Genomic DNA, 25621 nt, shown 5'->3' on the forward strand with positions numbered 1-25621 from the left:
TCGGCAGCCCGAGCTGCCGACGCCGTGACGGAAGTGCTGACCTGGCGGATCCACCGCCGACGACACGGACCGACCGGGCGGGCGGCTTCAGTCGTCGCGCCCGACCCCGCGATCGGGTGCGCTCATGTCCCCCGTCCCGGGCGTGCCATCGGCGCGGCCGTAGCGCAGGTACACGGTGCCCTTCGAACTGGCTACCGGCGGTTCGAGGAGGGTGACGTTCGTGGGCACCGCGCCACCGTCGAACACCTTCTTCCCGACGCCGAGCACGATCGGGTGCACCCAGAGGTCGAGACGGTCGAAGAGCTTCTCGCGCAGGAGGGTCTGCACCAGGTTCAGGCTCCCGACGACCTTCACGTGCTCGTGCCGGTCACGGATCTCGCGCACCGCGCCGACCAGATCCGGGCCGAGCTGCGTGGAGCCGGCCCACGAGAGGTCGGGCCTGCCGCGGGAGGCCACGTACTTCGGGACGCGGTTGAAGAGCGTGGCGATCTCGTTGTCCTCACCGCCCTCCTGGTGCGGCCAGTAGGCGGCGAAGATGTCGTACGTCCGCCGGCCGAGCAGGAGGGCGTCGGTGCCCTCGTACGCGGCGCCGACCTGCGCCCCGGCGACCTCGTCCAGCAGGGGTGCCTGCCAGCCGCCGAAGGGGAACCCCACCGGGTCCTCGTCGGGGCCGCCGGGCGACTGCCCGACGAGGTCGAGGGTTGCGAACAGCTCGATGTGGATGAGGCCCATGCCCTACTCCCGATGAGTTGGTTGTCTCGGTCGGGAGGTAGACCCCCGGGCGCCGCGGATTCATCGCTGAGCCAGGCCCGCACGTCCGATTCCTCGAACAGCACTTGCCGACCGATCTCGAGGCGTGCCGCACGGTGCCCCGCCTGCGTCACCAGGCCGGGACGCCGCGCCGACACGTCCCGCTCACGATAGGTGACCGAACGCGTCCGAGTCGGCTGGCCGCCCCGCGTCCAGCGTCCGCAGGTCACCGGCGCGACCTGCGGCTGTGCCGCTGAATCGGTGCCGCCGAGGGGCCCACCGCCGAAGCCTCGTGGGTGGCTGCCGTCAACCGGGGTGCTTGATGCTCTCGATGATCCGGGCGAAGCCCTCCTTCCCGTGGCCGGCGTCGATCTGGCGCCGGATGAGGCGCTGGACCATGTCGACGACCTCCGTGCTGACACCCAGCTCGGCGCTGGCCCTCTGGATGTCGCCCAGGTCGGAGAACTCCAGGCTCTGCTGCCCCTCGACGGTGTAGTCCCCGCCGTCGATGACCGTGGCGTAGCCGTGGAAGCTGCCGGTCATGGCGGTCAGCCAGGGCGCGGCCATGGCGGCGAACTTCGTCGCCGGCACGCCGGCCGACGCGACCATGGCGGCGCCGTGCATGAACCCGGCGAACATGACGTACATGCCCGCCAGCAGGGCGAGGTCGTAGAGGGACGCCAGCCCGGCATCCTCCCCGAAGTAGGTGCTGGTGCCCCAGCGGTCCAGCAGCGGCTGGTACTGCGCGAAGGCGTCGGCCGACCCGCTGTAGAGGATCGACGACCCGGGCTGGCCGATCATGTGCGGGACGGCCATGATGCCGCCGTCCAGGTACGCGACGCCCGCCTCGGCGGCCCAGGCCGCCAGTTCGCGCGCCTGGGCCGGTGACGTCGTGGTCACGTTGACCAGGGTCCGTCCGGCCAGGTCGCCGGCGAGCGGATCGAGCACCTCGTGGACGGACGCGTGATCCAGCAGGCAGGCGATCACCAGCCGGCTGGCCCGGACCGCGTCGCCCGCCGTGGCGGCGGCCAGGGCCCCCTGCGCGACGAGGTCGTCCGCCCTGCCCGGCGAGCGGTTCCAGACCGTCGTCTCGTGTCCGGCCCGCACCAGCGCGGCGGCGAGGGCGCTGCCCATCGCGCCCAGCCCGAGCACGCTCACCTGGACGCCGTCGTTCGTTGTCATCTTCGAGCTCCCCCTCGTTTCTGGTGGTACGGGAAGATCGTCGCCGTCGCGGGGTAGAGTGCGCCAGTACCGACTAATTACTCAGGTACTCACCTTTCGGTAAGTAAGGCGGGGAGGGCGGATGGCGACGTCGGGGCGACGCGGTCCCTACCACTGCGGCATCGACGCGGCGATGGACGTGGTCAGCGGCAAGTGGAAGTCGTTGATCCTCTGGGAGCTGCACCACCACGGGACCCGGCGCTTCGCCGAGCTGCGGCGCGGCCTGCCGGGCGTCAGCGAGAAGATGCTGATCCAGCACCTGCGGGAGATGGAGGAGGACGGGCTGGTGCACCGCGAGGTCTATCGCGAGGTGCCGCCCAAGGTCGAGTACTCCCTCACCGAGCACGGCGTCTCCCTCAACGCCGCCCTGGCGCCCCTGGGCGAGTGGGGCACCGACCGGAGCCGGCGCATCGGCGCCGAACGGGTCCTGGTGGACGCGGCCGGCCCGGCCCGTCGCTAGCCGGGCGGCCGTCCCCTACGGCGGCGGGGCGATTGCGGCCAGTTGGGCCCGGGAGGTGACCCCCAGCTTGGGGAACGCCTTGTAGAGGTGGTAGCCGACCGTGCGTGGGCTGAGGAAGAGCTGAGCGGCGATGTCGCGGTTGGAGGCGCCGTTCGCCGCCAGCCGGACGACCTGGCGTTCCTGCGGGGTGAGCACGCTGAGTGGGTCGCCGGACCTGCGCGGGGCCGCTGGCACGTCTCCCGTCGCGCGCAGCTCCGCGCGGGCGCGCTCGGCCCACAGCTCCGCACCGAGGCGATCGAAGGTCTCCAGCGCGCCCCGCAGTTGCGCTCGGGCGTCCGCCCGCCGCCGCGCCCGTCGTAGCCACTCGCCGTACGCGAGCTGCGTCCTCGCCTGCTCGTACGGCTGGACGCCCTGCCCGTGGAGGCGTACGGCATCCGCGAAGTGCGCTTCGTCCTCCTCGACGAGGGCGCGGCAGCGCAGGGCGACGGCGTCCGACGACGGCTGCCGGACGTGCCGCGCCCAGGTTAGGTAGCGGTCGAGCGGCTCCTTCGCCCGCTCGGGCCGGCCGCTGCGGATGGCCGCCTCGACCTGGTCCGCCGCCGAGATGGCGCCGACGCCCGTCGACGGGATGGCCGACAGCTGCTCAAGGGCGGCGTCCGGCCGGCCCAGGCCGAGTTCGAGCAGCCCGAGTGCCCAGCGCCCGATGGCCGCCGCGAGAACCTGTCCCTGGTGGTCGGCTCTCGCCACGCCCTCTTCGGCCTTCGCCCGGCACCCCCGCGCGTCCCCCTGATGGGCGAGCACCCACGCCAGCGAGGAGGTGAGGTGGCCGATCCCGTGCTCGTGACCCAGCTCCGTCGCCAGCCGCAGCCCCGCGCTGAGGGTCGCCCTGGCCTCGCCGTACCGGCAGAGCAGCCCCTGGGCGAAGCCGTGATCCCGCAGCGCGATGGCGAGCCATCCGATCATCCCGCTCCGCTGGCAGTCCGCCACGACGCCTGCGGTGATCTCCTCGTACCGGCTGACACGGCCCAGCGGGAGGCACAGAGCGGAAGTGAAGGTCAGTCCGGGTACCGCCAGCCCGGTGAGCGCGGGCACGTCGACCGCTTCGCCCATGAGCCTGATCCCACCGCCGACGTCGCCGTTCAACAGGCGGGCCAGCCCGAGCGCCCCGCCGACCAGCGGCGAATCGATCCCGGGGAGCGCGCGGAGGCCCGCTGCGGCCTCCTCCGCCAGCCGGCTGTCACCGGCGAACCAGGCGCAGCGGATGGCCTCCACCAGCAGCCAGGTGGCCCGCTCGGTGGACCGGGCCGCCACGCGGGGGGCGCCGTCCAGGATGATCCGGCCCGCCGCGAGGGGCGTGCCCAGCTCGAATTCGCGATGGGCGCGTACCTGGATCAGCGCGGCGATCATGTCGGGGTCGTCCGCATCCGGCGTGGCGCTGTCGGCCAGCGCGGCGGCGCGCCCCATCAGGCCGGCGTCACTCGCCGCCAGCGCGGCGTTGGCCAGCCGGCCGGACCGTCGTACCGGATCGACGGTGAGTTCGGCGGCCCGCTCGTAGGCGTCCGCTACCGCGACGTGTCCGCCGCGGGTGCGCGCCCGTTCCGCCGCTTCCTCCAACTCCCGTGCCACGGCCTCGTCGGGACCGAGCGCGGCGGCGGCCAGGTGCCACGCCCGCCGGTCGGCCGCATCCGCGGCTGCCGAGCGCGCCAGGGCGTCCGCGAGGGCCCGGTGCACGGCGAGGCGGCGGGTGACCGGCGCGCTCTGGTAGGCGGCAGCCCTGATCAGGGGATGGCGGAAACCGACACTTCTGCCGCGCACCTCGATCAGCCGCCCGCGCTCGGCCGTCTCCAGAGCGTCGAGGGAGGCACCCGCACCCACCAGCGTCTCCAGCTCGCCGGAGCCGTCCGCCGCCGCGATCAGCAGCGCGGTCCGTGCGGCCTCGGGAAGCGCGGCTATCCGCGCCTGGAACGCCTCCTGCACCCGGTGGGCGACGGGCATCGCGCCCACCGGTGGCAGTCGCCCCGCCCGCTGCTCGGCGTCGAGCGCGGCGGGCAGCTCGATGAGCGCCAGCGGGTTGCCGTCCGACTCCTCGATGAGGCGCTCTCGTACCTGTGGAGGAAGGTCGGCCGGAAGCAGCGCGGCGGCGGCCGCGCCGTCGAGTCCGCCGAGCCGGAGTTCGGGCAGCCCCGCGGCCCGGAAACCCGAGCGGGCGGCGAAGATCATGACGACGCCCTCGGCCTCCAGGCGACGGGCGGCGAACAGCAGCGCGTCGATGGACGCCTGGTCGAACCACTGTGCGTCGTCGATGAGGCAGAGCAGCGCGCCGTCCCCGGCGAGTTCCGCGAGCAGGCTCAGCGTGGCCAGCCCGACCAAGAACCGGCTCTCCGGAGCGATGTCGCCCAGCCCCAGGGCGCCGTTGAGCGCGCTGGCCTGCGCGTCGGGCAGCGCGTGGATCCGGTCCAGCCCGGCGCGCAGCAACAGGTGGAGTGCGGCGTAGGGCAGCGTGGCCTCGGACTCGACACCGACGCCGCGCAGCACCCGCATGCCCTCTGCTCGCCCGGCGGCGTCATCGAGAAGCGCGGACTTGCCGATCCCCGCCGGGCCCCGGACGACCAGGGCCCCGCTCTGGCCGGCCCGGGCCGCCGCGAGGAGCCGTTCGATCTCCGCCTGTTCCGCGGCTCGTCCGTGCAGCACGTCAGGAACCTACCGTCACGGTGACTGATTCGGCCGGGAGCGGACCTGCCTAGCGTCGTGGTGACAGATCGTCAGCACCACGAAGGGACATCCGATGGCCACCATCGCGAGCACCGCGCAGACCGTCACCGACGCCAAGCTGCTCCGTTTCGCCCTCAAGCAGGACGCCATGGGCTCCGGCGCCAACGGCGTCGTCTATGTCGTCGCCGCGGCGATCTTCGGCGAGATGTTCGGCCTTCCCGCCGCCTTCCTCTACCCGGTCGGCGCGTTCCTGGTCGTCTTCGCCGCGGCCCTGTTCCTCCTCGCCTCGCGCCCGACGGTCAGCACGGCTGCCGTGGTCGTCGTGATGGCGGTCAACATCGCCTGGGTGGCCGCGAGCGTGGAGCTGCTCGTCGCGGGTTGGTTCCCGTTGACCGGCCTCGGCACCGCGCTGGTGATCGCACAGGCGGTCGTGGTCGCCGGTTTCACCGCACTGCAGTTCGCCGGTCTCCGCAAGACCGGTTGACCGGTCCGCCGGCCCGTTCGGCAGCGACTCACACCGCCGGAACCGGGATCACGCCGGTGGGCGCCCTCGCCGGGCGGCCACCGGCGTGCGCGTCACAGCGGATAGGTGCGGGCGACGGCCAGCATCTCCGAGCTGTGCGAGCCCACGATCCCCACGCCGGGCGGGCGGGGTCGGAAGCCCGGCACCGCGTCCAGGCCGTCGCTGGCGTCCATCGCCCGCAGCGCCACCCGCCCCGCCTTCGGCGTGACGGTCAGGGTCACCTCGACGCCCTCCGACGGCGGGGCGTGGAAGACCACGCCGAAGCCCCAGCGGCCCTCCCGCGCCTCCACCGGCACCGGCCGGCCGGCCACCTCCGCGCGCCGCACCGTCGCCGTCGCCGCGTCGACGTGCAGGGTGACCAGGCGGACCTGGCGCTGCGGGACGAGCCGCAGGCGCAGGGTGCGCTCGGCGCCGGCGGTGCCGTCCGCGAGGACCTCCAGCTTCGGCGCGGGCAGGTTCGCCGCCTGCGCCGGGCCGGCGCGCAGCTCGGCGTCGCCCAGGCCGGGGAAGTCGGCGACCTCGACGGCCCCGTCGACGTAGCCGTCGGTCCAGGGCTGCGGGTCCTCCTCGTGGCTGAGCCAGCGGGCCTGGCCGGTGCCGGCGTCGAGGGCGTACATCAGGTGGGTGGGCGCGGGGTGCGCGGCGTCGAAGCGGTCGACGGCGAGCCCGACCCCGGCGAACACCGCCGTCGCCAGGGCGGCGGCCCCGGCCGGCAGCGCGCCGAGCCGGCGCGCGCGCAGGGCGACCAGGCCCCGCTGGCCGCCGGCCTGCGGGTGCAGCAGGTCGACCACCGGCAGCGCGGCCAGGCCGAGCAGTACCCCGACCAGCGCCGCGACCCCGCCCATCGCCATGCCGAGCGCCGGGAACAGCAGGACCACCGTGGGCAGCAGGACCACCACGGCCACCGCGGCGGCCAGCGTCACCGCGACCACCGGCCACGGGCCGTCGATCCGGGCGCTCAGCGCGAGCAGCCCGGCCAGCGCGCCGGCCAGGGCCGGCAGGGTGACCAGGTACGCCCCGCCGGGTACCAGCACGGCGAGCAGCACCCCGAGCAGGGCCAGCCAGCCGAGCCCACCCACCGCGAGCGCGGCCGGGCCGACCCGGCGGCGGGTCAGCGCGTACCAGGCGAACAGGACGGCGGCGGCGAGCGCCACCACGGCCAGCCGGTACCAGGTCGGCCGGTACGGGTCCAGCAGCTCCGCGTAGCCCGGCCGGAGCGCGGTGACCGCCGCCCACAGCAACTGGGCGGCGAGCGGGGCGACCACGATCGGCGCCAGCGCCAGCCCGAACCCGGCGGCGAGCCGACCGCCGGTGGCGCGGCCCCGCCGCCGGGTCAGCCAGCCGAGGGCCACCACGGCGGCGAGCGCCAGCAGCGCCAGGGGCAGCACCAGCCAGCCGGGGTAGCGGACCAGCCCGCCCGGGACCGGGAAGTAGGTGGCGTCGTGCCCGGAGTCCAGCGCGGTCAGGTCGACCCGGCCGAACTCGCGGGCGAGGCCGAGGGCGTTGTCGCCGTGGTGCTGGAGGCTGGCCCGGTCCATGGCGGCAGGGGTGTCCAGCGGGGTGTGGTAGATCGTCCCGCCGTCGATGTACGCCGAGTTCAGCCCGACGAAGTCTGCGTCGAGGAAGGCGGTGAAGTCGGTGTCGTTGGGCAGCGCCCGGTAGATCTCCACCGCGAACGAGGTGCCCACCGGATGCGGCGCGGCCCGCCCGAAGGCGTCCACCAGCGCGGCGTTGTCCCGCGAGGTCTCGAACATGATCACCGGGCCGGTGGAGCCGCGCGCCTCCAGGTTGAGCACCACCCCGCCGCCGGCCGCCAGGGGGTGGCCGGACGCGAACGCCGACGCCCCGCAGAGGCACGCCTCCTCGGCGTCGGTCAGCACGAAGACGATGTCGTTGCGTGGCCGGGGGCCGGCGGCCAGCGCACGGGCCACCTCCAGGATCGCCGAGGTGCCGGCGGCGTCGTCGTTGCCGCCCGGCCCGGACTGCACCGAGTCGTAGTGCGCGACGAGGAAGACCTTGCCGGTCGGGGCGGTGCCGGGAAGCCGGGCCACCACGTTGCGGACCCGGGCCAGGGTCGCCCCGCCGGCCGCCCCGCTGAGCTGGCCGGCCTCGGTCGCGACGGTGTCCTGCACCTCGGTCTCCAGGCCCAGCCCGCGCAGCACCCCCTCGACGTGCGCGCGGACCAGGTCGTTGGCCGGGCTGCCGGCCACGTGCGTCCGCGCCGCGACGACCTCGACGTGCGCGTACGCCCGGTCGGCGCTGAATTCGCCCGGCGGCGCGTCGGCCGGTCGCGGCGCGGGGGCGCGCAGGTCGAGCAGGGTGCCGGCGCCGACGGCGGCGAGCGCGGCGAGCGCCGCCACGGCGGCGGCCAACCGGCGGCGCGGCCGGGCCAGCGCACGGTCGGCGGCACGGGTGGGGGGTGCGCCCACGGGGACTCCTCGGGGGGTGGGGCCAGGGGTGGCACCATCCTGCACCGGGTCGGTCGCCCGCGGGACTCCCCCGGACGGGCGGGGCCGCCCGCACCCCGGAGCGGCAGTGATCCGGCCCATGCCCGCGCCTACGGTGCCCGTCGTGTTGTGTGCGAACGTTGTCTAATACAGGATCAGCAGGGCACTCGGAAGGAGCCCGACATCACCAGCGATCTCCCGCGCCTCGCGGCGGTGACCCGGCCGCTCCGGGGGACCGGCCCGGCCGGTTCCCCTGTCGTGCCGTACCCGCACGGCGGCATGGGAAGGCACCCCAACCTGCCTCCGGGCGAGCGGCTGCGGGTGCTGCTGGTCGAGGACGACGAGGGCGACGCCTTCCTGGTCGGCGAGCTGCTCGCCGAGACCAACTCGATGATCGACCTGCTGGTGGCGACCAGCCTCAGCGAGGCCCGGCGGCGGGTGATGGGCGTCGACTGCGTCCTGCTCGACCTCGGCCTGCCCGACGCGCAGGGGCTCGACGGCCTGCGCCAGGTGCTGGAGATGGCCAGCGGCGCCGCGGTCTGCGTGCTGACCGGCCGCTCCGACGAGCACCTCGGCATCGTCGCGGTCGCCGAGGGCGCGCAGGACTACCTGGTCAAGGGCCAGGTGGACGGGGTGCTGCTGACCCGGGCGCTGCGCTACGCGGTGGAGCGCAAGCGGGCCGACGAGAACGCGCGGCGGCTGCGCGAGGTCGAGCTGCGCCAGGCCGAGTCCGCCCGCCTCGAACGGGGCCTGCTGCCGCAGCCGCTGATGACCACCGACGAGGTCGCGGTGCACACGTTCTACCGGCCCGGCCGGCACGCCGCCCTGATCGGCGGCGACTTCTTCGACGTGGTGCAGACGAGCCCCGACCGGCTGGAGCTGATCGTCGGCGACGTCTGCGGGCACGGCGCGGACGAGGCGGCGCTCGGCGTGGAGCTTCGTGTCGCCTGGCGGGCGCTGATCCTCGCCGGCGTGCCCGACGACGAGGTGCTGCCGGCGCTGGAGCAGGTGCTGATGAGCGAGCGCCGGCTCCAGGAGATCTTCGCGACCGTCGCCACCGCGCGGCTGGACCTCGACGCCAACCGGGCCACGGTGCGGCTGGCCGGGCACCCGCCGCCGCTGCTGCTCGCCGGCGGCAAGGTGGTGCCGGTTCCGGCGCCCGGTGGTCTGCTGCTCGGCGTACGACCCCGCCGGCCCGTGGCCTACGACCTGGAGTTCGACACCGATGACTGGTCCCTGCTGATGTACACCGACGGCGTGATCGAGGGGCGGGTCGGCGAGGGCGACGAGCGCCTCGACGTGCCCGGCCTGAGCGGCCTGCTCGCCGACCCGGCGAGCCAGGCGGTGCCGCTGGCGGAGCTGCCGGCCTGGCTGGTCGGCAGCGCCGAGCAGATCAACGGCGGGCCGCTCGCCGACGACGTCGCCATGCTGCTGGTCAGCCGGGGCGGTGGCCGATGACGGGCGTACGCGAGTGGACCCTGCGCCAGCGGGTCGTCACGCTCCTCGCCGTCGTCGCCGTGCTCCTGGTCGGCCTGGCCGGTGGCGCGGTCGCCGTGGCGGCGAAGAACCGGACGCACATCGACGCGATCCTGAACCGCACCGGCCCTCTCCGGGTGCAGGCGCAGGAGGTGCTGAACGCGCTGCTGGACCAGGAGAATGCCGTCCGGGGCTTCGCCGTCAGCGGCGACCCCGCCGACCTGGCCCCGTACGACGCGGGCCGGGCGCGGGAGCGTGACCTGGTCGCCTCGATGCAGCGGCTGCTCGGCGACTACCCGAGGGTCCGGGAGGAGCTCCGGGTCGTCGAACAGCGGGCCGAGGCGTGGCGCCAGGCGGTGGCCGTGCCGGTGATCACCACGACCGAGCAGAGCGGCACCGCCGCCGGGCAGGCGCTCATCACCGACCAGGCCCGCCAGCAGTTCGAACAGGTCCGCAACGCCCTGGACAATCTCCAGTTCGAGATCTTCCAGGTCCGGCAGCAGAGCGCCGAGGACGTCCGGCAGACGAGCAACCTGCTGGTCGTGCTGCTGATCACCGCCCTCGCGGTGGTGGTCATCGCCGGCAGCATGCTGCTCGTCTCCCTGGACAAGATGGTGATCCGCCCGCTGACCGGGCTCGCCGACCAGGTTCGGGAGGTCGCCGAGGGCGACTACCGGCACGGCATCACCGGCGGCGGCCCGCCCGAGTTCGTCCGGCTCGCCGACGACGTGGACGCGATGCGGCGCAAGATCGCCAAGGACCTGGACGAGGTACGGGAGGCCCGGGAGCGGATCGAGTGGGTCAACAGCCAGCTCCAGAAGCAGGCCGAGGAACTCACCCGCTCCAACCGTGACCTGGAGCAGTTCGCGTACGTCGCCTCGCACGACCTGCAGGAGCCCCTGCGCAAGGTGGCGAGCTTCTGCCAGCTCCTCCAGCGCCGCTACGCCGGGCAACTGGACGAGCGGGCCGACCAGTACATCGCGTTCGCCGTGGACGGCGCGCAGCGGATGCAGCGCCTGATCAACGACCTCCTGGCGTTCTCCCGGATCGGCCGGCTCACCACCGGCTTCACCGAGGTGGACATGAACAAGGTCATGGGGGACGTGGCAGGCCAGACCGAGGCGGCCCTGCAGTACGCCGACGCCGAGCTGACCTGGGGCGAGATGCCGGTCGTCCGCGGCGAGGAGCCGCTGCTGACCAACCTGCTGGCGAACCTCGTCAGCAACTCGATCAAGTTCCGCCGTCCCGACGTGCCGCCGAAGGTGCACGTGTCGGCCCGGCTGGTGGGCGACGAGTGGGAGATCAGCTGCCAGGACAACGGCATCGGCATCGAGCCGGAGTTCGCCGACAAGATCTTCGTCATCTTCCAGCGGCTGCACGCGAAGGACGCGTACCCGGGCACCGGGATCGGCCTGGCGATCGTCAAGAAGATCGTGGAATACCACGGCGGCCGGGTCTGGGTGGACACCGACACCGGGGAGGGCACGGCGATCCGTTTCACCCTGCCCGCGCTGCCCGAGGACGTCGAGGCCGCCGCGGCGGCCGCTGACGCCGGCGGGCCGGCGGCCGACGGCGGCGTGGCCGAGGACGGCGCGACCGGGGACGACGGCCCGACGACGGGCGAGGGCGGGACGGGCACCCCGGAGCGGGCCGGCGGCCGTCGCGACGAGACGGACGCCACGGACGGCCCCGACCGGGCGTCGGAAGGCGGTAGAACGGGTGACGTGAGGGAGACGGTGGGATGACCGCGCCAGCGGACGGCAAGAGCCCGATCGAGGTCCTGCTGGTCGAGGACGATCCGGGCGACGTGTTGATGACCCAGGAGGCGTTCGAGGAGCACAAGCTCCGCAACCGGCTGACTGTCGTCTCCGACGGCGCCGAGGCGCTTGCCTACCTGCGGCGCGAGGGCGAGTACGCGGACGCGGTGACCCCGGACCTGGTCCTGCTCGACCTGAACCTGCCCCGCCGGGACGGGCGGGAGGTGCTGGAGGAGATCAAGAAGGACGAGCAGCTCTGCCGGATCCCGGTCGTGGTGCTGACCACCTCCCAGGCCGACGAGGACATCCTGCGCAGCTACCAGCTGCACGCCAACGCGTACGTGACCAAGCCGGTGGACTTCGAGCGGTTCATCTCGGTGGTCCGGCAGATCGACGAGTTCTTCGTCAGCGTGGTCAAGTTGCCGCCGCGTGGCTGACACCCTCCTCGACGACGTCGGTGGGCTGCTGCGCGAGACCGCCGACCAGGTCGTGCTGCCGCTGTTCCGGAAGCTCGACGACGACGACGTCACCGAGAAGGCGCCGGGCGAGCTGGTCACCGTCGCCGATCGCCGCGCCGAGGAGGTGATCTCGGCGACCCTGCGCCGGCTGCGCCCCAACTCGGTGGTGGTCGGCGAGGAGGGGGTCGCCGACGACCCGAGCCTGCTGCGCCACCTGCGCGGCGCCGGCGACGTGTGGCTGGTCGACCCGGTCGACGGCACCTCGAACTTCGCGGCCGGCCGGCGGCCGTTCGCGCTGATGGTGGCGCTGCTGACCGATGGCGAGCCGGCCGCGGCCTGGGTGCTCGACCCGCTCGCCGGCACGCTGGCGGTCGCGCGGGCGGGCGAGGGGACGTGGCTGGACGGCCGGCCGGTGCGGACCACCGGTGACACGCCGGCCGTGGACGCGCTGCGCGGCGCCGCCATGTCGCGGTTCCTGCCGCCGGCGTCGAGGGCGCGGGTCGAGGCGGGCGGCGACCGGCTCGGCGAGCTGCTTCCCGGACAGCACTGCGCGGGCCGGGAATACCTGGACGTGCTCACCGGCGAGCAGCAGTTCGTGCTGTTCTGGCGCACCCTGCCGTGGGACCACGCCCCCGGCACCCTGCTGGTCCGGGCGGCCGGCGGCGTCGCCCGGCGCTTCGACGGCTCCGACTACCACCCCGCCGACGACGGTCGCGGCCTGCTGGTCGCGGCGAACGAGCGGGTCTGGGCGCAGGTGCGCGAGGCGTTGCTGGGCGCTGAGTGACGTCGATGCGACGCTGTGTCGATGTTCGATGGGGAGAGCGGTCGCGGGCCTGGTCGGGAACGGCCGGTCCGGTATCCTGACCGCCGGTATCCGCCAGCAGGCCGCCGACCGGCGCCCGGCGGAGGCCGCCGCGCCGCGCTGTCACCCGGCGGCGGCCGACGAAAGGATGCTTTCGTGCGCAGGACCATGCCCGCCGGGCGTCGCCCGCTGATCGCCCTGTCGGCGCGGCGCGCCCGCCGCCCGGTGATCGCCCTGCTCGTCGCGGTGGCGCTGCTCTTCGGCGGCGGTGCCGTGCCGGCGTACGCGGAACCCAACGAGGGCGGCACCAAGAAGCTCCGGGACGCCCTCGAGGCCACCGCCAAGGCGCACCTCGAGGCCAAGGCGAAGCTGGACAACTCCAAGCGCCGGCAGAAGAAGCTGACGGGGGAGCTGACCGCGCTGGAGGGCCGGCTGGTCGAGCTGACCGCACAGGTCGGCGAGGTGGCCGCCCAGTCCTACCGGGTGGGCCGGCTCACCCCCACGGCGATGCTGCTCAACAGCGCCTCGCCCGAGGCGTTCCTGGAGCGGGCGGCCAGCCTGGACATGATGGCGCAGCGCGACAGCCGGCGGCTGCGCGACCTGACCGACGCGCGGGAGCAGGCGCGGCAGGCCAAGGTCGCCCTGGACACTGAGGTCCGGGAGCAGCAGAAGCAGCTCGCGGTGATAGCGAAGAAGAAGAAGGAGGCCGAGACGGCGCTCGCCGCCGTCAGTTCGGGCAGCAGCGGCGGCTTCAGCGGCGGCAGTTCCACCTCGGCGAGGCCCGCCCCGCGCAACCCGGACGGCTCCTGGCCGTCGGAGTCCTGCTCGGTGAACGACCCGACCACCTCCGGCTGCATCACCCCGCGCACGCTCAACGCCCTCCAGCAGACCCAGGCCGCCGGCTACAAGCGGCACGTCTCCTGCTACCGCAGCGGCGGCTCCGGCGAGCATCCCAAGGGCCGGGCCTGCGACTTCTCGGCCGCCGCCGGCGGGTTCGAGGACAAGACCGCCACCGGCGGGGACAAGGCGTACGGGGACAGCCTCGCCGCCTGGCACGTGCGCAACGCCAGCCGCCTCGGCGTGCTCTACGTGATCTGGTACCGCCAGATCTGGCATCCGGGCACCGGGTGGCGGGCGTACGGCGGCAGCGGCAGCCCCGCCGCCGACCACACGAACCATGTTCATCTCTCGATGTACTGACCCGCGACCCCGGTTTCACTGCGTAGCATCGCGCGGGTGAGCTCCCCATCGTCCGACGTCACGGTCCCGCCGGCCCGGCCGGCGCCGCCGACCGCCAGGGCACTGCCCAACGGTCTCGCCGCGTTCCTGGTCTTCTTCTCCAGCGGCGCCGTCCTGGTGCTGGAGACCGTCGCACTGCGCCTGGTCGGGCCGTACGTCGGGGTGACCCTCCAGGTGACCAGCTCGGTCATCGGCATCGCGCTGGCGGCCATCGCGTACGGGGCGTGGTCGGGCGGCTGGCTGGCCGACCGGCGCAACCCCCGCACCCTGCTGGCCCCGGCCCTGGTGCTGGCCGGCATCGCCACCGCGGTCACCCTGCCCGTCGTCCGGTACGCCGGCGAGGTGCTGCGCGGCGGGGCGGCGACGGCCATCCTGCTGCTCGTGGCGCTCGCCGTCTTCGTGCCGGCGGCCCTGCTCGCGGCGGTCACCCCACTGGTCGTCAAGCTCCAGCTCGCCGACCTGCGACGCACGGGCCAGGTGGTCGGCCGGCTCTCTGGCATCGGCACGCTGGGCGGGATCACCGCCACCCTGGGCACCGGGTTCGTGCTGGTCGCCGCGCTGCCCAGCACGGTCATCCTGTTCGCCCTGGCCGCCTCGCTCGGGCTCACCGGGCTCGGCCTCGGGGTGTGGCTGCGCCGCCAGGACTCCGCGGAGCTGCCCGGCCCGGCCCGGGCCAAGGCGGCCCTGGCGGTGCTCGGTCTCGTCGGCGCCGGGCTGACCACGGTCGCGCCGAACCCGTGTGACATCGAGACGGCCTACCACTGCGCCAGCGTCGAGGCCGACCCCGGCCGGGGCTCCGGCCGCACCCTGCTGCTCAACTCGGCCCAGCACTCGTACGTCGACCTCGCCGACCCCACCCACCTGGAGTACGCGTACACCCGGTGGATCGGGGCCGTGGCCGACGTGGTGGCGCCGCAGGGTCAGCGGCTGGACGCGCTGCACCTGGGCGGCGGCGGGTTCACCGTGCCGCGCTACCTGACCGCCACCCGCCCCGGCACGGACAACGTGGTGTTCGAGATCGACGGCGGGCTGGTCGAGCTGGGGGAGCGCGAGCTGGGCGTACGCCAGGGGCGTGACCTGCGGGCGGTGGTGGGTGACGCCCGGATGCTCGTCGCCGGCGAGGCGACCGACAGCCGCGACCTCGTGGTCGGCGACGCGTTCGGGCACCTGGTGGTGCCCTGGCACCTGGCGACCCGGGAGATGGCCGCCGAGATCCGCCGGGTGACCCGGCCCGGCGGCGTCTACGTGCAGAACGTCATCGACTACCCGCCGCTGCGCTTCATCCGCAGCGAGCTGGCCACCGTCGCCGCCGAGTTCCGGCACGTCGCGCTGATCGCTCCCGCGGCGGCGCTCGCCGGGCAGGAGGGCGCGAACTTCCTCATCGTCGCCTCCGACGCCCCGCTGCCGCTGGACGCGGTCCGCGCCCGGCTGGCCGACCGGCGGGAGGGGGTCAGCCTGCTCGCGGGCGCCGAGCTGACCTCGTTCGTCGGCGAGGCGCTGGTGCTGACCGACGACTACGCCCCGGTGGACCAGCTCCTCGCCACCGCCTGATCGGGTGACATCGCTGACCGATTCCGACCCCGCAGGTGTAGGCGGGGCCGTCGCGGGCAACAACGACCCCCATGGGTGGAGCGAACCGGGACGGCGCGCAACTGCTGGGTGAGCGGTACCGGCTGATCGAACAGCTCGGCGCGGGCGGGATGTCCGTCGTGTGGCGGGGCTACGACGAGGTGCTCGGCCGCCAGGTGGCGGTCAAGGTGCTCGCGTCCCGGCTGGCCAGCGACCGCGCGTTCCGGCACCGCATCCGGATCGAGGCGCAGGCCGCGGCCCGGCTGTGCCACCCCAACATCACCAACGTCTACGACTACGGCGAGTCCGAGCAGGTCGGCCTGACCGTGCCGTACGTCGTCATGGAGCTGGTCGACGGCGAGTCGCTGACCGGCCGGCTGCGCCGCGGGAGCCTGCCCTGGCGGGAGGCGGTGACGATCGGCGCGGAGGTGACCTCGGCGCTGGCCACCGCACACGCGCGCGGCGTGGTGCACCGCGACGTCACCCCGGGCAACATCATGCTGACCGCCACCGGCGTGAAGGTGGTCGACTTCGGCATCTCCGCGCTGGTCGGCGAGAAGGAGAAGGGGCCGGACGGGACCCTGCTCGGCACGCCCGCGTACCTCGCGCCGGAGCGGCTCGACAACGGTCAGGTCTCCCCGGCCACCGACGTGTACGCGGTCGGCCTGTTGCTCTACCGGATGCTCACCGGCCGGCTGCCCTGGCAGGCGAGCACCACCACCCAGATGCTGCGCGCGCACATGTACAACGACCCGGAGCCGATGCCGCCGGTGCCGGGGCTCCCCGACGAGGTGCGCGACCTGGTCCACCGGTGCCTGGCGAAGCAACCCGAGGACCGCCCCGGCACCGCCGAGGTGGCCCGGACGCTCGCCGAGGCGGCCGGCATCGTCGCCGCGGTGCCGGTCTCCCCGGCCGCCGGGCCCGTGGACCCGGCCGCACTGGCCAGCGCCGGCACCACGATCCTGCCCTGGTCCGCCGCCACCGACGCGCTGCCGTTCTCCGGTACGCGCAACAGACGGGCGGCGGCGCGACGGCGGCGGGTCGAGGCGGGGGTGGCCGCCGCCGGGCTGGTGGCGGTGACCGCGGCGCTGTGGGGGGTGACCTCCCACAGCCCGGCCAGCGGCGGCATCGACCAGCCGACGGAGGCGCGGATGGGCGCGGAGCAGCCCGCGCCCTGCCAGGTCGCGTACACGCTGCGCAAGGACTCCGGCAGGGACTTCGCCGCCGAGCTGACCCTGACCAACACCGGCCAGCGGGAGCTGCGCGGCTGGCGGATGAGCTTCGCCTTCCCCGGCCAGCAGACCGTGACGAAGTCGGTGCCCGTCCCCGTACGCCAGGAGGGGCGGAAGGTGCTCGTGGAACCGGCCCCGGAGCAGGCGGCGCTGGCTCCCGGCGCGTCGGAGAAGCTCACCCTGACCGGCCGCCACACCGGGACCAATCCACTGCCGGTGGAGTTCCGCCTCGGCGACGAGACCTGCGACGTGCAGGTGGCCGGGGTGGCGGGTTCGACGCCCAGCACCGCGCCCGCCACCAAGGCCCCGACCACCAAGGCGCCGACCACCAAGGCGCCGACGGCGAAGGCGCCCACGACGAGGGCCGGCACCTCCGGGAGCGGCTCCGGCGGGTCGAAGGCCAAGTCCGACAACTCCGGCAAGGGCAAGGGGTCGGGTGGTGGAAAAAAAGCAGTAAGCCCGGAAAGGGACGACGATGACGACGACGGCGGCGACGACTGAGCCCGCCGGCGTCAGCTGAGCGCCGCGAAGCGTTGCACCTGCTCGATGTTTCCCTCGACGATCAGCATGCTGCCCGGCGCGACCACGGTGGCGTCGGTGGCGTACCGGAAGCGTTCGCCGGGCAGCTTCACGCCGACCACCCGCACTCCGTAGCGTTCGGTCGGGGTCAGGTCCGCGAGCGGCCGGCCGACCATCGCCTGGGGGGTGCACACCTTGGCGATGGCGAAGTCGTCGCCGAACTCGATGAAGTCCAGCATCCTGCTGACGATCAGGTGGGCCACCCGTTCGCCGGTCTCGGCCTCGGGAAAGATCACGTGGTGCGCGCCGACCGAGCCCAGGATCTTGGCGTGTTTCGCCGAGGTGGCCCGGGCCCAGATCTGCGGCACGCCCAGCTCGGTCAGCGCCAGCACGGTCAGCACGCTCGCCTCCACCGAGGCGCCGATGGCGATCACCGCCCGGCCGAAGTCCGCCACGCCGAGCTGACGCAGCGCCCCCTCCTCGGTGGCGTCGGCCTGCACGACGCGGTCGAGCTGGGCCGACCATCGCTGCACCTGGTCCGGGTTGCGGTCGATGGCCAGCACCTCGTGGTCGAGCGCGGTCAGCGCGCCGGCGAGGTGGCAGCCGAACCGGCCCAGCCCGACCACCACGACGCCGCTCTCGTCCGTCGTCTTCCTAGCCGACAATGGGTTGCTCCTCCGGGTAGCGGTACAGCCGCCGGCGGGTGTTGAGGGCGATCGCCGACCCGAGGGTCAGCGGCCCGATCCGGCCGACGAACATGAGGACGATCAGGGCGAACTGGCCGGGCTCCGGGAGGTTGGCGGCGACCCCGACGCTGAGCCCGGTGGTGGTGAGCGCCGAGGTCACCTCGAACAGCGCGGCGTAGAGGGGGATCCCCTCGGTGAGCAGGATCAGCGCCACCGTGCCGCCGGCCACCAGCGCGACGCTGAGCAGCGCGACGGTGATCGCCTGACGCTGGCTGGCGGTGGCCACCCGGCGGTGCCCGACCGTCACGTCCGGCTCGCCCCGCAGCTCGGCCCAGATGACGAAGGCGAGCAGGAAGAAGGTCGTCACCTTGATCCCGCCGGCCGTGCTGGCGCTGCCGCCGCCGATGAACATCAGCGCGATGACCAGCGGGAAGCTCTCCTCCCGCAGGCCGTCCACGTCGACGACGTTGAAGCCGCCGGTGCGGATGAAGGCGTCCTGGGTGAACGCCACGAGGAGCTTGTCCGGCCAGGCGTAGATGCCGAGGGTGCGCGGGTTGGCCCACTCGACGGCCAACAGGCCCAGGAAGCCCGCCACCAGCAGCGCCAGGCTGCCCCAGACGGTCAGCTTGGTGGCGACCGCCCAGCGGGCCGGCTGCCGCCACTCCCGGGCCGCCTCGAACAGCGCCGGGAAGCCGAGGCCGCCGACGACGGTGCCGATCGCCAGCGGCAGGGTGACCCAGGCGTCGGTCGAGAAGCCGATCATGTTCTCGGTGTAGAGGGCGAACCCGCCGTTGTTGAAGGCCTGGACGGCGTGGAAGACGCTGTTCCAGAGGGCCCGGGCGAACGGGTAATCGTAGGTGATCCAGAGTCGGGCCGTCAGGATCGCGGTGATGATCGACTCGCAGACCAGCGCGAGACCGGCGATGCGCAGCAGCAGCCGGCGTACGTCGCCGATGCCGAACTCGGCGGTCTCGGCCTGCACGAGCAGCCGGCTGCGCAGGCCCAGCCGCCGGGCCACCACGAGGATCACCAGGGTCGCCCCGGTGACGATGCCGAGGCCGCCGACCTGCGTGAGCACGGTGATCATCACGAGCCCGAACTCGTTCCAGTAGTTCGGGGTGTCCACCACCGTCATGCCGGTCACGGAGACCGCCGAGGTCGCGGTGAACAGGGCGGTCAGGAACGGGGTGTGCTGGTGCTCGCTGGTGGCCCAGGGCAGCATCAGCAGCCCGGTGCCGAGCAGGATCGTCACCAGGAAGCCGAACGGCACCAGCCGTACGGGGTGACGGAGAAGCCGGCGCACCAGACAATCTTCCTTTTCCGCCGCGAGTCGGGTGTGGAAACCGACATCCCGAGGATTCATCCCCCCGTCAGGCGCCGACCAACTCGCCGTCAACCCGGACCGGTCTGCTGAGGCCGATTCCTCGACGACGACAGGAGACGGCGTTGCGACGTACCCTTTCCGCCCTCGGTGTGGCCGGCGTCCTGCTCGCGGCCGCCGTGGCCGTGCCGACCGTGGCCGCGTCGGCCGCCCCGACGCCCGCCGCCGAGCGGGCCCGGGCGACCGACCGTCCGCTCGTGATCGGCCACCGCGGCGCCAGCGGCTACCGGCCGGAGCACACCCTGGAGGCCTACCGGCTGGCGATCCGGCAGGGCGCGGACTACATCGAGCCGGACCTGGTCGCCACCCGCGACGGCGCGCTGGTCGCCCGGCACGAGAACGAGATCAGCGGTACGACAGACGTGGCCGCCCGCCCCGAGTTCGCGGGCCGCCGGGCCACGAAGACCATCGACGGCGTCACGGTCACCGGCTGGTTCACCGAGGACTTCACCCTCGCCGAGCTGAAGACGCTGCGGGCCAAGGAGCGGCTGCCGCAGGTGCGTGTCGCCAACACCGCCTTCGACGGCCGGTTCGAGGTCCCCACCCTCCAGGAGGTCATCGACCTGGCCCGCGCCGAGGGTCGGGCGCGGGGGCGCACCGTCGGCGTCTACCCGGAGACCAAGCACCCGACCTACTTCGCCTCCATCGGGCTGCCCCTGGAGGAGCCGCTGGTAGAGGTGTTGCGGCGCAACAAGCTGACCCACCGGAACTCGCCGGTGATCATCCAGTCGTTCGAGACGGCGAACCTGCGCAAGCTCGACCGGATGACCGACGTCAAGCTCGCCCAGCTCCTCGACGCCACCGGCCGGCCGTACGACTTCACCGTCGCCGGTGACGCCCGCACCTACCAGGACCTGGCCAAGCCCGCCGGCCTGAAGTGGATCGCCCGGTACGCCGACGGTGTCGGCGCCAACAAGAACCTGATCGTCCCGCGCGACGCCGCCGGCAAGCTGCTCGCCCCGACCACCCTGGTCCGGGACGCGCACCGGGAGCGGCTGGTCGTGCACGCCTGGACGTTCCGGGCGGAGAACCAGTTCCTGCCGGCCGACCTCCGGATCGGCACGGACCCGAACGCGCGCGGCGACATCCAGTCCGAGTACGAGCTGTTCCTCGGCCTCGGCCTGGACGGCGTCTTCACCGACCACCCGGACACCGCCGTCGCCGCCCGGGAGGGCCTCGCCCGGCGCTGACCTGCCCGCCGCCCCGCGCCGGCCCGCCACCCCTGTCCCCGGGTGGCGGGCCGACGTCGTTGTCCCGGGTGCCGGCCGGCGCGTCGTCGGCGCCCTCCGTCGTGCCCGGCCGGATGGTCGCGCCTCCGGCCCTGTCGAGCTGATGTCGTGGACGACTCAGGCGTGCCAGGATCTCGCAGGCGCTTCGCTGGCGGTGCGGCGGGACGAATACCGGCATTCGGTCGGCGTCGGTGGCGCGGCACGACACAGGAGCGCTTCCATCGATGGCGGGGACGCCCATCGCGGACGCACGAGGTCACTGCCGCGTCGTGGCCGCTGTAACCCTCGGCCACCCCACCCCTGTTACTTGTGTGTTTCGGCCACATAGCCCGTGGGTGACGTCACTTCTAGCGTGAGCCGTCACATGTGTTCCCTACCTCCGAGTCCTCACGTGGAGTCGCAATGACGGTCCGGACGACGCGGCGGGTGTTCCTCTCCGCCGCCACGATGATGGCCGCGGCGCTCGCCGCCACGGCCTGTGGCAGCCCGCAGGAAACCGCCTCCGGCGGCGGCGACAGCACCGCCCCGGTGAAGGTTGGCCTGGTGTACTCCCAGTCGGGAGCCCTCGCCAGCTACGGCAAGCAGTACATCGAGGGGTTCAAGGCCGGCCTCGACTTCGCCACCAAGGGCACCAACAAGGTCGGCGACCGGACGATCGAGATCACCGAGGTCGACGACGCCGGTGACCCGGCGAAGGCGGTCTCCGCGGCCAAGGACCTGATCGGCAAGGGCAACAAGATCATCGCGGGTTCGACGGCGTCCGGCGTGGCGCTCCAGGTCGCCCCGATCGCCGCGCAGAACAAGGTCCTCTTCATCTCCGGGCCGGCCGCCACGGACGCGGTCACCGGCGCGAACAAGTACACCTTCCGCTCCGGGCGGCAGTCGTACCAGGACGTGGTGACCGCCAAGTCGTTCATCGGCGACCCGGCCGGCAAGAAGGTCGTGGTCTTCGCCCAGGACGGCGCCTTCGGCGACGCCAACGAGGCGGCCGTCAAGACCGTCATCGGCGGCGCGGGCGCGACCGTCAGCAGCGTCCGGGCCCCGGCCAGCGCGACGGAGTTCACCCCGTTCGCCAGCCAGATCAAGTCCGCCAAGCCGGACCTGCTCTTCGTCGCCTGGGCCGGCACCACCGCCCCGGCCATGTGGCAGACCCTCGACCAGCAGGGCGTGCTCTCCTCCACCACGGTCGTCACCGGCCTGGACATCCGCGCCTCGTGGCCGACCTTCGGCGCCGCCGGCAGCAAGATCTCCTTCCTGTCGCACTACTTCGACGGGGCCTCCGACAACGAGGCCACCAAGGCGCTGAAGGCCAAGGTCGGCACCATCGACCTGTTCCACCCGGACGGCTTCGCCGCCGCGCAGATGGTCGTCCGCGCCGCCTCCGAGGGCGGCGACGACGTCGAGAAGATGGTCAAGGCCCTGGAGGGCTGGAGCTTCGACGGGGTCAAGGGCAAGATGACCATCCGCCCCGAGGACCACGCCCTGCTCCAGCCGATGTTCCAGGCCAAGCTGACCGGCAGCGGCACCACGTTCACGGCCACCGCCCAGAAGGCGCTGACCGGGGACGAGACCGCGCCGCCGGCCGTGGCGATGAAGGGCTGACAACAGATGCTCGCCACCCGCGGTCTGACCTGGCGGATCGGTGAGGTCGCCATCGTCGACAGCGTCTACCTCGACCTGGCGCCCGGGGAGTTCCTCGGCGTCATCGGGCCCAACGGCGCCGGCAAGACCTCACTGTTCAACCTGATCACCGGCGTACGCCGGGCCACGGAAGGTCGGATCACCCTCGACGGGCAGGACATCGGCTCCCTCCCGCCGCACAGGCGGGCCCGCCTCGGGCTCGGGCGTACCTTCCAGGCATCCTCGGTCTTCGGTTCGCTCAGCGTGCGGGAGAACGTCCGGCTCGCCGTGCAGGCGCACCGCGGGGGCTCGATGAAGCTGTGGCGGCGGGGGGCGGCCGACCGTGAGGTCGCCGCCGCCGCCGACGCCGCGCTCGACCGGGTCGGCCTCGCCCACCGGGGCGCGGCCCTCGCCGGCACCCTCGCCCACGGCGAGAAGCGGAAGCTGGAGATCGCCCTGCTGCTCGCCGGGGAGCCGCGGGTCATGCTGCTCGACGAGCCGATGGCCGGCGTCAGCGCCGAGGACGTGCCCGAACTGGTCTCCGTGATCCGCTCGCTCACCGGCGACAGCGGCCGGTCGGTGCTCATGGTCGAGCACCACATGGACGTCATCCTGGAACTGGCCGACCGGATCGCCGTGATGCACCACGGCGCGCTGCTCGCCTGCGACACCCCGGAGACGGTGATGGCCAACCCCACCGTGCAAGAGGCCTACCTGGGGGAGTCGCTCTAGTGGAACCCATTCTCAGCGTGGAGAACCTGTCGGTCCGGATCGCCGGGCTGCACATCCTCCAGGGGGTGTCCTTCACGGTCGCCCCGACCGGCGTCACGGTCCTGCTCGGTCGCAACGGCGTCGGCAAGACGACCACGTTGCGCGCGATCGTCGGCCTCACGCCGCGCGGCGGTGAGGTGCGGGGCGCGATCCGGATGGGCGCGCAGAGCCTGCTGGCCCGGCCGACGCACCGGCTGATCCGCGGCGGGCTCGGCTACGTGCCGGAGGACCGCTGCGTGTTCGCCGGGCTCACCGTCGCGGAGAACCTCCGGCTCGCCGAACGCCGCGGCACCACCCCGGCGTACGACAAGGTCTACTCGCTCTTCCCGGAGCTGGACCGGCGCGGACGGCAACGGGCCGGCTCGCTCTCCGGCGGCCAGCAGCAGATGCTCGCGATCGGCCGGGTGCTGCTCAACGACAACCGGCTGCTGCTGGTCGACGAGCCGACCAAGGGCCTGGCGCCGAAGGTGGTGACCGAGGTGGCCGAGGTGCTGGAACGGGTCGCCGAATCCGTGCCGGTGCTGCTGGTCGAGCAGAACCTGGCCGTGGTGCGACGGCTCGCCCGGGACGCGGTCGTGCTGGCCGCCGGCCGGGTGGCCTGGACCGGCGACGCGCAGGAGTTGCTGCTGGAGACCGCCCTGACCAGGTCGTTGCTGGGCGTGGGCTCGGCGGAGGGGCACCACGCGCCGAGCGCGACCAGTGAGCTTGCGGGCCCCGCAGGCGCGAGGAAGGAGCAGCGCTGATGGACACCGTCATCCTGTTGACGCTGACCGGCCTCGGCCTGGCGGCGCTCTACTTCCTGGTCGCCAGCGGGCTCTCCCTGGTCTTCGGCCTGGCCGACGTGCTCAACTTCGCCCACGGCGTCTTCCTCGGCGTCGGCGCGTACGGGACGTGGTGGGCGGCGCACAACCTGCCCGGCGCCGGGTCCGACGGCTTCGGCTTCGTGGTCGCGGTCGCCTTCGGGGTGGCGGCCGGCACGCTGGTGGCGATGCTGGTCGAGCTGGTGCTGATCCGGCCGCTGTACTCCCGCACCATCGAGCAGGTGCTGGTCACCGTCGGCCTCTCGCTGGCCGGCGTGGCCCTGCTCCAGGCGACCTGGGGCGCGGACGCGCGGCCGTTCCCGCGCCCCGAGTGGACCCGGCAGGTCACCGGGATCCTCGGCGCGAACGTGCCGAACGGCGGCCTACTGCTGATCATCGCCGCGGTGCTGGTGCTCGGTGCGATCCTGGCCTTCCTCCGGTGGACCCGCTACGGCCTGGTGATCCGGGCCGGCGTGGAGAACCGGGAGATGGTCACCGCGCTCGGCATCGACGTGCGCAAGGCGTTCACCCTGGTCTTCGCGATCGGCGGGGCGGCCGCGGCCCTGGCGGGCGCGCTCGGCGGCGTCTACTTCGGCACCGTCTCGCCCGGCCAGGGCAGCTCACTGCTGATCTTCGCGTTCATCGTGGTGGTCATCGGCGGGATGGGCTCGGTGGTCGGCTCCGCGTACGCGGCGGTCGCCGTCGGCCTCACCCAACAGTTCGTCAACTACTACGGCACCTCCGGGCTGGGCGACATCTGCGTGGTCGCGCTGCTGGCCGTGGTGCTGCTGCTGCGCCCGCAGGGCATCGCCGGAAAGGTGGCAACGGCATGACCGAGGTCAAGAGCCCCGAGGTCCCGGCCCCGCCCGCGGCGGTGCCCGGCGAGCTGGACCCGCAGCGGGGACGCTGGCATGGGCTGCGCCCCTTCCTGCCGCTGGCCGCGCTGGCCGTCGCGCTGGTCCTGCCGTACTCCACGCTGCACCTGCCGGGCATCTTCGAGGGGGCGCTCAACTCCCCGGGCACCCTGCAACTGCTCGCCGTCTGCCTGGTCTTCGGCGGTCTGGCCGCCGGGTACGACCTGCTCTTCGGGCGGACCGGGATGCTCTCCTTCGGGCACGCCCTCTACTTCGCCGCCGGCGTCTACGGCACCGACATCCTCGTCACCAAGGCCGGGCTGCCGCTCTGGCAGGCGGCGCTGCTGGCGATCACCGGCGGGACGATCCTCGCCGCGCTGCTCGGCGCGGTGGCGCTGCGCACCGTCGGCATCGCGTTCGCCATGGTGACGCTGGCCTTCGCCCAGGTCGGGGCGATCCTGGTGGCCCGTGACTTCGGCGGGCTGACCGGCGGCGAGGAGGGGTTGCCGCTGGACGTCTCCGGGCTGCCGCAGGGGCTGGTCGGGGTCACCAACACGGTCAACCTCTACTGGCTGGCGTTGGCGTACCTGGTCGTGGTGGTCTTCGTGGTGCACCGGGTCTCCGGCTCGCCGACCGGGCGGGTGCTCGCCGGCCTGCGCGACGACGAGCGGCGCATCGGGGTGCTCGGGCTCGACCCGTACCGGTTCAAGCTGGTGGCGTTCACCCTGGCGGGTGGGCTCGCGGCGGCCGGCGGCGTGGTCTACGTCCTGATCGTGGGCGGCGCCTCGCCGCACATCACCTCCTCCGAGTGGACCCTGGCGCTGCTGGTCATGGTGGTGCTCGGTGGGCCCGGCACCCGGTGGGGCCCGGTGATCGGCGGCATCCTCTACATGTACCTGGACCACCGGCTGGTGGCCTTCGGCACCTCCGACGCGGTGGAGGCCCTGCCGGGGTTCCTGAGCCGGCCGCTCTCCCAGCCGCTCTTCGTGCTCGGCACCGTCTTCATCCTGGCCGTCTACTTCTTCCCCGGCGGCCTGGCCAGCCTCGCCCCGCGCCTGGCGCTCCTGCGGCACTCCCTGCGCACCCCGTCCCGCCGCTCCTGACGGCACGGGCCC

General features: G+C 73.5%; 21 protein-coding genes. 15 read left to right on the forward strand and 6 right to left on the reverse strand.

What is annotated here, in order from left to right; genetic code table 11:
• Positions 1 to 87 precede the first annotated feature (87 nt).
• A complete protein-coding gene (locus ACSNOB_RS14120; protein ID WP_436687058.1) occupies positions 88 to 732 on the reverse strand; it encodes a dihydrofolate reductase family protein in 645 nt (214 codons plus the stop codon).
• A gap of 324 nt (positions 733 to 1056) precedes the next feature.
• Positions 1057 to 1932: an NAD(P)-dependent oxidoreductase gene (locus ACSNOB_RS14125; RefSeq protein ID WP_436687059.1), complete on the reverse strand. Its 876-nt coding sequence runs from the start codon at positions 1930 to 1932 to the stop codon at positions 1057 to 1059.
• A 121-nt stretch (positions 1933 to 2053) separates the two neighbouring features.
• Between ACSNOB_RS14125 and ACSNOB_RS14130 the strand changes: the two genes are divergently transcribed.
• Positions 2054 to 2431, forward strand: coding sequence for a winged helix-turn-helix transcriptional regulator (locus ACSNOB_RS14130; RefSeq protein ID WP_436687060.1), 378 nt, complete (start codon positions 2054 to 2056; stop codon positions 2429 to 2431).
• A 15-nt stretch (positions 2432 to 2446) separates the two neighbouring features.
• On the opposite strand, the gene ACSNOB_RS14135 is transcribed toward ACSNOB_RS14130, so the two are convergent.
• Positions 2447 to 5122, reverse strand: a complete 2676-nt coding sequence (locus ACSNOB_RS14135) for a helix-turn-helix transcriptional regulator (protein WP_436687061.1) — start codon at positions 5120 to 5122, stop codon at positions 2447 to 2449.
• 94 nt (positions 5123 to 5216) lie between these two features.
• On the opposite strand from ACSNOB_RS14135, the gene ACSNOB_RS14140 reads away from it, so the two are divergent.
• Entirely contained in the window at positions 5217 to 5627 is a 411-nt protein-coding gene (locus ACSNOB_RS14140) for a hypothetical protein (RefSeq protein WP_436687062.1), read from the forward strand.
• Positions 5628 to 5719: 92 nt separating this feature from the next.
• On the opposite strand, the gene ACSNOB_RS14145 is transcribed toward ACSNOB_RS14140, so the two are convergent.
• Positions 5720 to 8095: a M28 family peptidase gene (locus ACSNOB_RS14145; RefSeq protein WP_436687063.1), complete on the reverse strand. Its 2376-nt coding sequence runs from the start codon at positions 8093 to 8095 to the stop codon at positions 5720 to 5722.
• Positions 8096 to 8392: 297 nt separating this feature from the next.
• Here ACSNOB_RS14145 and ACSNOB_RS14150 point away from each other — a divergent pair, with 297 nt between their 5' ends.
• The 7 genes from ACSNOB_RS14150 (at position 8393) to ACSNOB_RS14180 (ending at position 17147) form a co-directional block, all read left to right on the forward strand.
• Positions 8393 to 9571 (forward strand): PP2C family protein-serine/threonine phosphatase, encoded by a 1179-nt coding sequence (locus ACSNOB_RS14150; protein WP_393105789.1) that lies wholly within the window; start codon positions 8393 to 8395, stop codon positions 9569 to 9571.
• Positions 9568 to 11334, forward strand: a complete 1767-nt coding sequence (locus ACSNOB_RS14155) for a sensor histidine kinase (protein ID WP_436687064.1) — start codon at positions 9568 to 9570, stop codon at positions 11332 to 11334. The genes ACSNOB_RS14150 and ACSNOB_RS14155 overlap by 4 nt, the downstream gene beginning before the upstream one ends.
• The gene (locus ACSNOB_RS14160; protein WP_393105785.1) at positions 11331 to 11783 is read left to right on the forward strand and encodes a response regulator; all 453 of its coding nucleotides are present in this window, start codon (positions 11331 to 11333) and stop codon (positions 11781 to 11783) included. Before ACSNOB_RS14155 ends, ACSNOB_RS14160 begins: the two co-directional genes overlap by 4 nt.
• Positions 11776 to 12588: an inositol monophosphatase family protein gene (locus ACSNOB_RS14165; protein WP_436687065.1), complete on the forward strand. Its 813-nt coding sequence runs from the start codon at positions 11776 to 11778 to the stop codon at positions 12586 to 12588. Before ACSNOB_RS14160 ends, ACSNOB_RS14165 begins: the two co-directional genes overlap by 8 nt.
• A gap of 186 nt (positions 12589 to 12774) precedes the next feature.
• Positions 12775 to 13806 (forward strand): coiled-coil domain-containing protein, encoded by a 1032-nt coding sequence (locus ACSNOB_RS14170; protein WP_436687091.1) that lies wholly within the window; start codon positions 12775 to 12777, stop codon positions 13804 to 13806.
• Positions 13807 to 13842: 36 nt separating this feature from the next.
• On the forward strand, positions 13843 to 15396 hold the full coding sequence (locus tag ACSNOB_RS14175) for a fused MFS/spermidine synthase (RefSeq protein WP_436687066.1): 1554 nt from the start codon (positions 13843 to 13845) through the stop codon (positions 15394 to 15396).
• A 71-nt stretch (positions 15397 to 15467) separates the two neighbouring features.
• Positions 15468 to 17147 (forward strand): serine/threonine-protein kinase, encoded by a 1680-nt coding sequence (locus tag ACSNOB_RS14180; protein WP_436687067.1) that lies wholly within the window; start codon positions 15468 to 15470, stop codon positions 17145 to 17147.
• An 11-nt stretch (positions 17148 to 17158) separates the two neighbouring features.
• Here ACSNOB_RS14180 and ACSNOB_RS14185 read toward each other — a convergent pair whose 3' ends face one another.
• On the reverse strand, positions 17159 to 17791 hold the full coding sequence (locus tag ACSNOB_RS14185; RefSeq protein WP_436687092.1) for a potassium channel family protein: 633 nt from the start codon (positions 17789 to 17791) through the stop codon (positions 17159 to 17161).
• A 28-nt stretch (positions 17792 to 17819) separates the two neighbouring features.
• Entirely contained in the window at positions 17820 to 19154 is a 1335-nt protein-coding gene (locus ACSNOB_RS14190) for a TrkH family potassium uptake protein (protein ID WP_436687068.1), read from the reverse strand.
• Between the two features lie 143 nt (positions 19155 to 19297).
• Between ACSNOB_RS14190 and ACSNOB_RS14195 the strand changes: the two genes are divergently transcribed.
• From ACSNOB_RS14195 to ACSNOB_RS14220, 6 genes are all read left to right on the forward strand, one after another.
• Entirely contained in the window at positions 19298 to 20422 is a 1125-nt protein-coding gene (locus tag ACSNOB_RS14195) for a glycerophosphodiester phosphodiesterase (RefSeq protein ID WP_436687069.1), read from the forward strand.
• A gap of 441 nt (positions 20423 to 20863) precedes the next feature.
• Entirely contained in the window at positions 20864 to 22063 is a 1200-nt protein-coding gene (locus ACSNOB_RS14200; RefSeq protein WP_436687070.1) for a substrate-binding domain-containing protein, read from the forward strand.
• A gap of 6 nt (positions 22064 to 22069) precedes the next feature.
• On the forward strand, positions 22070 to 22813 hold the full coding sequence (locus ACSNOB_RS14205; protein ID WP_436687071.1) for an ABC transporter ATP-binding protein: 744 nt from the start codon (positions 22070 to 22072) through the stop codon (positions 22811 to 22813).
• Positions 22813 to 23595 carry an ABC transporter ATP-binding protein gene (locus ACSNOB_RS14210; RefSeq protein WP_436687072.1) on the forward strand — a complete coding sequence of 261 codons (783 nt, stop codon included), beginning with the start codon at positions 22813 to 22815 and terminating at the stop codon, positions 23593 to 23595. The genes ACSNOB_RS14205 and ACSNOB_RS14210 overlap by 1 nt, the downstream gene beginning before the upstream one ends.
• On the forward strand, positions 23595 to 24485 hold the full coding sequence (locus ACSNOB_RS14215) for a branched-chain amino acid ABC transporter permease (RefSeq protein WP_436687073.1): 891 nt from the start codon (positions 23595 to 23597) through the stop codon (positions 24483 to 24485). Before ACSNOB_RS14210 ends, ACSNOB_RS14215 begins: the two co-directional genes overlap by 1 nt.
• On the forward strand, positions 24482 to 25609 hold the full coding sequence (locus ACSNOB_RS14220) for a branched-chain amino acid ABC transporter permease (protein ID WP_436687074.1): 1128 nt from the start codon (positions 24482 to 24484) through the stop codon (positions 25607 to 25609). Before ACSNOB_RS14215 ends, ACSNOB_RS14220 begins: the two co-directional genes overlap by 4 nt.
• Positions 25610 to 25621 lie beyond the last annotated feature (12 nt).

This window comes from Micromonospora sp. URMC 106, from assembly GCF_051386395.1.
Classification (GTDB): Bacteria; Actinomycetota; Actinomycetes; order Mycobacteriales; family Micromonosporaceae; genus Micromonospora.